At 31.5% G+C, this 8,722-nt stretch carries 9 protein-coding genes; 5 read left to right on the top strand and 4 right to left on the bottom strand.

Features of this window, described 5'->3' with window-relative positions:
- On the bottom strand, positions 1–576 hold a 576-nt coding region (locus VLC96_RS12755), incomplete at its 3' end, for a 3-phosphoshikimate 1-carboxyvinyltransferase (protein ID WP_414655572.1).
- Between the two features lie 81 nt (positions 577–657).
- A complete protein-coding gene (locus tag VLC96_RS12750) occupies positions 658–984 on the bottom strand; it encodes a nucleotide pyrophosphohydrolase (protein ID WP_007811153.1) in 327 nt (108 codons plus the stop codon).
- Positions 985–1,294: 310 nt separating this feature from the next.
- On the opposite strand from VLC96_RS12750, the gene VLC96_RS12745 reads away from it, so the two are divergent.
- The 5 genes from VLC96_RS12745 to VLC96_RS12725 all read left to right on the top strand — a co-directional run bounded on the left by VLC96_RS12745 (position 1,295) and on the right by VLC96_RS12725 (position 4,076).
- Positions 1,295–1,591, top strand: coding sequence for a hypothetical protein (locus tag VLC96_RS12745; protein WP_325263468.1), 297 nt, complete (start codon positions 1,295–1,297; stop codon positions 1,589–1,591).
- Positions 1,592–1,644: 53 nt separating this feature from the next.
- A complete protein-coding gene (locus VLC96_RS12740; RefSeq protein WP_325263465.1) occupies positions 1,645–1,941 on the top strand; it encodes a hypothetical protein in 297 nt (98 codons plus the stop codon).
- A 54-nt stretch (positions 1,942–1,995) separates the two neighbouring features.
- Complete coding sequence (locus VLC96_RS12735; protein WP_325263463.1) at positions 1,996–2,292, top strand: PepSY-like domain-containing protein; 297 nt, start codon at positions 1,996–1,998, stop codon at positions 2,290–2,292.
- 4 nt (positions 2,293–2,296) lie between these two features.
- Positions 2,297–2,596, top strand: coding sequence for a hypothetical protein (locus VLC96_RS12730; RefSeq protein ID WP_325263460.1), 300 nt, complete (start codon positions 2,297–2,299; stop codon positions 2,594–2,596).
- 142 nt (positions 2,597–2,738) lie between these two features.
- The gene (locus tag VLC96_RS12725; RefSeq protein ID WP_325263458.1) at positions 2,739–4,076 is read left to right on the top strand and encodes a sigma-54-dependent transcriptional regulator; all 1,338 of its coding nucleotides are present in this window, start codon (positions 2,739–2,741) and stop codon (positions 4,074–4,076) included.
- On the opposite strand, the gene VLC96_RS12720 is transcribed toward VLC96_RS12725, so the two are convergent.
- A complete protein-coding gene (locus VLC96_RS12720; RefSeq protein ID WP_325263456.1) occupies positions 4,073–6,514 on the bottom strand; it encodes an ATP-binding response regulator in 2,442 nt (813 codons plus the stop codon). The two genes, VLC96_RS12725 and VLC96_RS12720, sit on opposite strands and share 4 nt — an antisense overlap.
- 182 nt (positions 6,515–6,696) lie before the next feature.
- Entirely contained in the window at positions 6,697–8,709 is a 2,013-nt protein-coding gene (locus VLC96_RS12715) for a DUF3858 domain-containing protein (protein WP_325263454.1), read from the bottom strand.
- Positions 8,710–8,722: the final 13 nt, after the last annotated feature.

Genomic DNA, 8,722 nt, shown 5'->3' with positions numbered 1-8,722 from the left:
AAAACTAGTTTCAATGTCTAAATCATTCAGCAAAGCCAAAGTCATTTTGATATAAGGAATAGAAGTAATTTCTCCAACTAAAGTCAGTTCGATTCCATTTTCTAATTTTGGTGCAATCAAAAGTAAAGCTGAAATATATTGACTACTCACATTCGCAGGAATGCTAACTTTATTAGCCGTTATTTTTTGTCCTTTGATTCGAATTGGAGGATACCCTTCTTCTTTTTCGTAAGTGATTTTAGCCCCTAATTGTACCAAAGCTTCTACCAGAACTTTAATTGGGCGCTCTGTCATTCGTTGAGATCCTGTTAAAACCACTTCGCGTCCTTCATTAACAGCAAAATATGCCGTTAGAAAACGCATTGCGGTTCCAGCGTGATGAATATCTACAATCTCGTCATTTCCACTCAATGCTTTTTGCATTACTTCGCTGTCATCTGAATTTGATGTATTGGCCAAAGTTATATTTGGAAATAATGCTTTAAGTAACAAAAGTCTGTTTGTTTCACTTTTAGAACCTGTTATTGCGATTTGGTTTTGTAAATCGAGTTGAGAAGTCTGGACGAGTAAATTCATTATTTTAGAAGTTCAATTTAGGTGTTTGGCAAATTTATTTTAAAAAAAGCAGGAACCAAAGCTTTGCTTTAACTTATAACATTATTTTAGTTTATCGTTGTTTTTGTGTCTGTCTTTGTCCCTAACGGATTTTAAATCCATTTTTTTATCAAAAGCGGCTTGTAAATCAATCCCGGTTTGATTGGCCAAACACAACACTACAAAAACAACATCAGCTAATTCTTCTCCTAAATCTTTATTTTTATCACTTTCTTTTTCAGATTGTTCTCCGTAACGGCGTGCAATAATTCTGGCTACTTCACCCACTTCTTCTGTAAGTTGCGCCATATTGGTTAATTCATTGAAATAGCGAACACCATGTTCTTTTATCCAGGTATCTACGTCTAGTTGTGCGTTTTTCAAATTCATAATTATATTTTTTGGCAAATATACAAATGAGTAGAGGTTCTAAATTCTTTTGAGGTGCAATTTTCCGAGAATGAAAGGTTTTGTCTCTTCGCATTTTACTCGAATCTTATAGGTAAACACTATTGTGTATACTTTTTACACACTGCTTCTTAAAATTACACACTTTTTGATTCGGTCAATTTTGGCACACTTTAGAAAAATCCTTTAAAAATAAGACTTCACAGGGTATAAACATATATTTTCTCGTTATGGCATAATATTTTCATTATCTAAATCGTAAAACAATTATTTACCTTAAAATTTAGATATTATGAAAAAGTTATTTTTATCAGCCGCAATCGTTTTAGGAGGTTTGTCTTCATTCGCAGCAACAACTCCAGTATCAGCTACAATCACTAAAATCATTTCTATAGGAGATGAATATACCGAAATAAAAGTAGAAGAAGTTCCAGCAGCAGTAACTGATGCACTTAAAAAAGCATATCCAGATGGCGTACTTTCAAAAGCTTACAAAAACGAAAAATCTCAATACAAATTAGAGGTTACTGTTGGCGACAAAGTAGGTACATTATATGCAAACGCAGACGGAACTTGGATTAAAAAATAATTAATAATCCAGCATAAATAAATTCAAAATATAATCATTAAAATTAAATCATTATGAAAAAGATATTTTTATCAGCCGCTATAGTTTTAGGAAGTTTTGCTTTATTTGCTTCAACTTCTCCAGTTTCAAACAGTATTGTAAAAACAATCTCTATTGGAGATGAGTATACCGAAATCAAATTAGAAGAAGTTCCAACTGCAATTACAGATGCGCTTAAAAAAGCATATCCAGATAGCGTTCTTAATAAAGCATACAAAAACGAAAAATCAGAGTACAAATTAGAAGTTACAGTAGGTGATAAAGTAGGTGCTTTGTATGCTAATGCTGACGGAACTTGGATCAAAAAATAAGAACCAACTTAGTTAACTAACTCTAATTAATGTAACTCAAAAAAAAATTAAACTATGAAAAAATTATTTCTATCAGCAGCAATCATTCTAGGAGGAATCACTGCTCAGGCAGCAAATACTGTACAAACAGTTTCAATGATTCAATCTGTAAATATTCAGGATGAATTTACCGAAGTAACTGCAGATTCACTTCCAGCAGGAGTAAAATCGACTATCGAAAAATCTTTTCCTAATACGAAATTAGAAAAAGCATACAAAAACGAGAAAAATGAGTACAAGCTGGAAATTGCTAATGGCGACAAAAAGTTTACCATATATACAGATGCGTCTGGTAATATCATTAAAAAATAATATTATGAAAAAGTTAATCTTATCAGCTGCAATTGTTTTGGGAAGTCTTTCGACTTACGCTATTTCAGATACTGCAACTGAAAACACAGAAATTAAAACCCATCTTCAAATTCAAACTGAATATACTGAAATTAGTCTAGATTCATTACCTGCTGTAGTAAAAACAGCTGTGGAGAAAGCTTATCCAGGGGCAAAAATTGGAAAAGCTTATATCAACGACAAAAAAGAATATAAGTTAGAATTATCAGTTGGCGACCAGAAAGCTACTGTTTATACAGATGCTAATGGCAATTGGTTAAAATAAATATATATATTAATTGGGGAATTATATTTATGTTTTTTGAGTGAAAAAGAGATTGTTTAAAAACAATCTCTTTTTTTGCATAATTTTAAGAGGATTGACGTTTATTAATTGTTATTTTAGTAAAAAAACAACCCTCAAACCAATGTCAAAAATATTACTGATTGAAGACGATATTTCATTCTGCAAATTATTAGAAAAATTTCTAATAAAAAAATCATACGATGTTACCGTAGCCTTCTCAGCTGATGAAGCCAGATTGGCTATTAAAAAAGAATCATTCAATTTGATTCTAATGGATATTCGTTTGCCAGATTCTGACGGTATTGGGTTGATGAGCGAATTCAAAACATCACATCCTGAAATCCCAATTATCTTAATGACCGGATATTCGGATGTAAATACAGCCGTAAAAGCCATCAAAAATGGCGCTGCCGATTATATTTCGAAACCTTTTAATCCCGATGAAGTTTTATTGGTTATAACTAATGCGATGGAACATTCTAATGAAGATGTTCCGAACAAAGAAAAGAAAACAAGTAAAAAACAATCTACTACTGAAAACGAATTTGTAAAAGGTATTTCAGTAGCTTCAAAAAAATTATTAGATCATATCCAATTAGTGAGTCCGACCGATATGTCAGTTTTAATTATTGGCGAAAGCGGAACAGGCAAAGAAATTATTGCCAAAAGTATTCATCAACAAAGCAACAGAAAAAACAACAATTTTATTGCTGTCGATTGCGGTGCGATTCCAAAAGAATTAGCAGCAAGTGAATTTTTCGGGCATTTGAAAGGATCTTTTACAGGAGCAATTAGTGACAAAACAGGTTATTTTGAAGCCGCAAATGGAGGAACCCTTTTTCTAGATGAAATTGGAAACCTTTCGTATGAAAATCAAATACAATTATTGAGAGCTCTTCAGGAACGAAAAATAAAACCAGTTGGAAGCAACAAGGAAATTAATGTCGATATCCGAATTATTACTGCTACCAATGAAGATTTGCGCGAAGCGGTGAAAAATGGCGATTTCAGAGAGGATTTATACCATAGAATTAATGAGTTTTCAATTCTATCGCCTTCGTTAACAGACCGAGGTGAAGATTTAATGGTTTTCGCCGATTATTTCTTGGAAAAAGCCAATCAGCAATTAAACAAAGAAATCATCGGATTTTCACCAGAAGTCATTGATATTTTTCAAAAATACAATTGGCCAGGAAATTTACGTGAATTACAAAATTGTGTTAAACGCGCTACCCTTTTAACGCGAGGAAATTATATCGAAAGCGATGTTTTGCCTGCCGAATTTTTCCAGCCCGAAAAACAACATTCCAATGAAACTTTTTCTTTATCTGAAAATGAAAAAGAAACCATTATTCATGCTTTGTCAAAAGCACATAACAACAAATCTGAAGCTGCAAAATTACTTAAGATTACAAGAAAAACGCTTTATAACAAATTGAAACAATACAATATAAACTAAACTTTTTCTTCGTTTAAAGTAGTAAAAAGTGCCTTCGTCTTTGTTTTTAATGAATCAAAAATCGTTGCTAAATCATCTATTTCAAAATCCTTTCTCTCTAGTGAATTGAGAATCTCAACAATTTGGTATGCTTCTATTTGCCTAAACATTGGTGCAATCCTGTGCGCAATTGCACCAATTTCTGGTATGTTCTTTTCGTTCACAGCTTTTTCTAAATGAACCATATTTTCTTCGCTGCTTTCTATAAATTGATCCAAAACCTCCTGTAAACCTTCATTATCATTACCCAAAAATTGCTTCAATGTTTCTAACGAATATAATTTTGAAGTATTTATTTCATTTAAATCATTATTCTGAATTGGCTTAACTTCATTATTTTCTAAAATATTCTGAATAGTTTCCAGTAATATTTTTGGCGAATACGGCTTTTTAATCACAGTTGTAAATCCTGCTTGGGTACAAACAGAATGATCTAAGTCGGCGCGACCTGTAAGTGCAATTATCGGCTGATTTTTATATGTCTCATAATTTGAACTTTTCAATTTTTCGATAAATGAAAAACCATCCATAATTGGCATTTGGATGTCGGTAATTATAAAATCAAAATTGGTGAACTGAATTGTTTCTAATGCTTTTTCGGCATTATTGAAAGACAACACATTTTGATTTTCTTGTTTCAAAACGCTGCTGGTCAAACTCAGTAAGTTGATATCATCATCGACAACAATGAACGTATGTTTTGCTGTTTTTAGATGTTTTGTTTTTGGTTGTTCGACTATAGAATTTGAGCTGGTATCAAAGCTCAGTGGAAGTTCAATAATAAATTTACTTCCCTTTCCGAATTCGCTTTCGAGTTTTAAATTTCCACCTAAAATGGCAATTATTTTTTTGCATATAGATAACCCTAAGCCAGTTCCGCCGTATTTCTTTTCTATATTTTCATTCGCCTGAGCAAATTCTTCAAAAACTAATTTTTGATTTCCTTTTTCAATTCCAATTCCTGAATCTTCGATTGTAATCGTAAAAAAATCATCAGCTGTTGCTTTGTAGGCATTAATTTTAATGAAACCTTCTTCGGTAAATTTGTACGCATTACCAATGATATTACTCAGAATTTGTTTTAATCGAAATGGGTCGCCAACAATTCTTTTTTCTAATCTCTCATCAACATTAATGATAAGGTCGATATTTTTTTGCTTGTAAACAGTCTGAATGCTTTTGGCAACTTCGTCAATAACTTCGGGTAATACAAAAGGAACTTTTTCTATCGTAATTTTCCCTGCTTCTATTTGTGAAAAATCCAATAAATCCTGAACCAATTGCGTAATATATTCGGAGGAATTCTTGATGTTTTTTACAAAATAGGACTGCTTCGTATTAATATCAGAATTGCCCAAAAGTTCAGTATAACCAACAATTGTACTCAACGGAGTTTTCAAATCATGACTCACTGTTGAGATCAGCTGTTCCCGGCTTTTTAATAGATTTTTGGTTTTAAAATTGGCAATTTCTAACTGCTTCTTATACAATTGTGATTTCGAATAATCACTCACTATCAAAATTGAGAAAAGTAAGGTCAGCACCAATCCAATTATCGCAGATGCTGTCACTACTTTGTTGACTTTTTTAAGTGATTTTTCTTTTAGTGAATTGTTTTTTATGGAGTTAATAATGATTTCGCGTTCAATAATTCGAAGTACTTTTCGGAGTTGTTCCGAGATCGCGATTTCATTTTTGAGTAATTTATTTTCTTGAAAATTTAAAGATTCTTTTTTCCGTTCTGCTTTCAATTTTACGGTAGTCAAAAGTTTTTTGGAGTTGGCCAAAATAGAATCAGAAGCGCGTTTGCTTAGCGTATTTGTACTATCATCCGGAATATTCTGGTTTAGATAAGCTACGTATTTTTGAAGTACGTTTCGCTGATAGCTTCCCAATTGATCAGGATTTTTTACAAAATCACTAAGCACCAATTTCCGAAGCTTATACTCCATTCTGGTGATTTCGCTAATCGCATTATTAATCGAAACTTCATCTTCGGCTTTGCTTTTTATGCCTTTTAATTGTTGAATATTTTTAGTTTTTTCTGATAATAAATACGTAACGCTGTCCAACAATGTTTTTTGATATTGCGTCGTAACGATTTGTTTTAACGTATCAATTCTCGATTTTAACGAATCGGTCTCTGCTAGATAATTTTTGAAATCTTTCTCAGAATTTGTCTGAATTGTTTTTCGAGCCAAGCTTTCTGTCTTGTAAATATTGGAAAAAAGTATGCTTACTTTCAAAAACTTAGTTTTTTCGAAAGCGATTTTATCTTCTAGTTTATTGTAAACGACATTCTCTGAATATAAAAACCATCCTACGGCAACTACCAATGCCAACAAAGCAACATAACTCACAAGGACTTTTATAGGCGTATAACTTCTTTTACTTTCCATAAATTATATAACGATGATTTGGGAATTTTAGTTTTGTATAATTTCAGAATTTATTTAACAATCACACTAAATTGTTTTAGTAAATATAGTAAAAACACGGTTTTTATTTTTCATGTATGTTATCTATAAAAAAACTCGTCAGGAACGACGAGTTTTTAAATCCAAAATTTTTTTTCGGATTCTTATATTTTTTTCAAGATAATTTTCTCGGTTTCTTTCTCAATCATTCCTTGATAATAATCTTTTACCATAGAATAATATACTGGAGATATAATTGGAGTATTAATTTGATGACTGATAATTAATTGAATTTTATTACCCGAACTGTTAGCAAGAAACTTAAATGCGCCTATATTATCTTCCATATTAAACTGGGCTGATTTAGGAAGTGATTCAACCACATATCCTTCAGGAATATCAATATTTACATTGTATTTGTCTACAAATGGAAACCCATAATCCACGGGATATTCTCTAGTTTCTTGCTTAAATGGATTTTGACTTTTGGTAAAAAATAATAATGGATTAATGTATATTTTTCCTCCTATAACATCACATAAATTAGTTCCCGAGAATGAACAAGATTCTATAATTGGAAGTTTTACATCCTTTTCATTGGTTCTTGAATAATTATCGATTTCAATTTTTCCATTTTCGTTTTCTAATTTTTCCAGGTACTCTTCTTCTTTAACACTTTCAATCTCAGATCTAAAACTCATCGCATTATGATCTGTCATTTGTCTTCGTAATTTACCTGATATTTTGCCGGTAGCATCAACGCTGAAAAACAAATTGATATTATTATTTGAAGCTCTTTTTGGCATCAAGTCCACTTCATCTGAGGTTCCGTCTTTTCTAATTAATCTACCTATCCAATTTAAATCTCTAAATGGGAGTACATTTGGGGTTGAATATTTGCTTGTTCCGTCTAATAATATAAGTCCTTCTGGGGTTTCTACTGCAGCGATTACATAGTTGAAAGCAGTTCTATTTGGAAAAATTGAAATTCCATGGCTTCGTGTACTAATTAATACTGGATTTGCTGTTAATCCAGCGGTGCGCAGCATTGCAGTAAGCATTAAGTTAATTTCGGCTACATTACCAGTTTTATCTTTGTAAGCTTTTTTAACTCCATTCTCACAAGCATAGCCATAAACTTCGTTCCATTTTACGTTTGATTTTATATGATTTAAAATAGCTGATATAATTTCGTCTTGAGTTGTTAAACCAGCCACAACTGTTTTTAAATCATTTTCGAAATAACCAGTTTTATTTAATTCAGGACCAAAATCTTCATATTCATAAATTGTTTTTGCAACCGCATTCCAATCTGTAGAAAATAATTTCTGAGGTGCATTTGGATAATTTATCATCGACAATTCTTGTTCCAGACTTACTGTATAATTGCTGATATTATTCACAAAAACCTCATCTTTCATTGCTGGCAAGTCTTTTGCGATATAAGTTGTCCGGTTTTCCTGAAAATCAATTTTGTCATTTGAGAAAGTTGTATGTGAAGCCAATCCTCCGTCTCTTTCTTTACTTGAAATAGTAATAGAACTCATCGCTCTTTCTTTAACAATCTGAGGTTGAATAAATCCTTTGAGCTTAGAATTATAAACATAATATTCAGGGAAAAACGTTTTATACTCCACATAATTTACAGGAATATCTGTTTGGAAATCAAAGTCTCTAAGTTTTCCAATATTATCAGTTTGGATTCTATATTTAAATTCTAACACAGAACCTTCTTTTATATTTGGCAAAGTAATTTTCTTTCTGCTCCAATATTTATTAATATTTTCAATGAATTCTCCTTCACTATTCAATTTCGTTTTTTCGATTTTGCCATTAACTAAATTATATGTTGCCACATCCGAAAAAATGACTTTTTCTTTAACATTATTATTTCCTATACCAAAACGTACGGAGTGATTTGCCCAGTCATATCCGTTTTTCTTGTAAATTTTTATACGCATAGCTACTTCTGTAATAGCCGTAAAACCTTCATTTTGGGAAAATTCAAATCTAGTTTCTCCTTTCTTAAATAATATTGCTGCAACAGCTGCAGAATCTTTTGGATGAACTTTTTGCTCTAATTCGGCGATAGAAACTTTTCCTAATTTAAATTCCTGAGCATTTATTTTAGGATACAATAGAAGTAATAATAAAAGAATTAAGTAGTTTTTTTTCATTTTGGTTAATTAG

Source organism: Flavobacterium sp. (assembly GCF_035456085.1).
Classification (GTDB): Bacteria; Bacteroidota; Bacteroidia; order Flavobacteriales; family Flavobacteriaceae; genus Flavobacterium.
The sequence above is the reverse complement of the archived record's forward strand: the minus strand, read 5'-3'. Positions and strand labels throughout refer to the sequence as shown.

What these genes read in the sequence shown, in the direction of transcription:
- VLC96_RS12750 (WP_007811153.1), bottom strand. Translation starts at nt 984, where the DNA reads ATGAATTTGAAAAACGCACAACTAGACGTAGATACCTGGATAAAAGAA.
- VLC96_RS12745 (WP_325263468.1), top strand. Translation starts at nt 1,295, where the DNA reads ATGAAAAAGTTATTTTTATCAGCCGCAATCGTTTTAGGAGGTTTGTCT.
- VLC96_RS12740 (WP_325263465.1), top strand. Translation starts at nt 1,645, where the DNA reads ATGAAAAAGATATTTTTATCAGCCGCTATAGTTTTAGGAAGTTTTGCT.
- VLC96_RS12735 (WP_325263463.1), top strand. Translation starts at nt 1,996, where the DNA reads ATGAAAAAATTATTTCTATCAGCAGCAATCATTCTAGGAGGAATCACT.
- VLC96_RS12730 (WP_325263460.1), top strand. Translation starts at nt 2,297, where the DNA reads ATGAAAAAGTTAATCTTATCAGCTGCAATTGTTTTGGGAAGTCTTTCG.
- VLC96_RS12725 (WP_325263458.1), top strand. Translation starts at nt 2,739, where the DNA reads ATGTCAAAAATATTACTGATTGAAGACGATATTTCATTCTGCAAATTA.
- VLC96_RS12720 (WP_325263456.1), bottom strand. Translation starts at nt 6,514, where the DNA reads ATGGAAAGTAAAAGAAGTTATACGCCTATAAAAGTCCTTGTGAGTTAT.
- VLC96_RS12715 (WP_325263454.1), bottom strand. Translation starts at nt 8,709, where the DNA reads ATGAAAAAAAACTACTTAATTCTTTTATTATTACTTCTATTGTATCCT.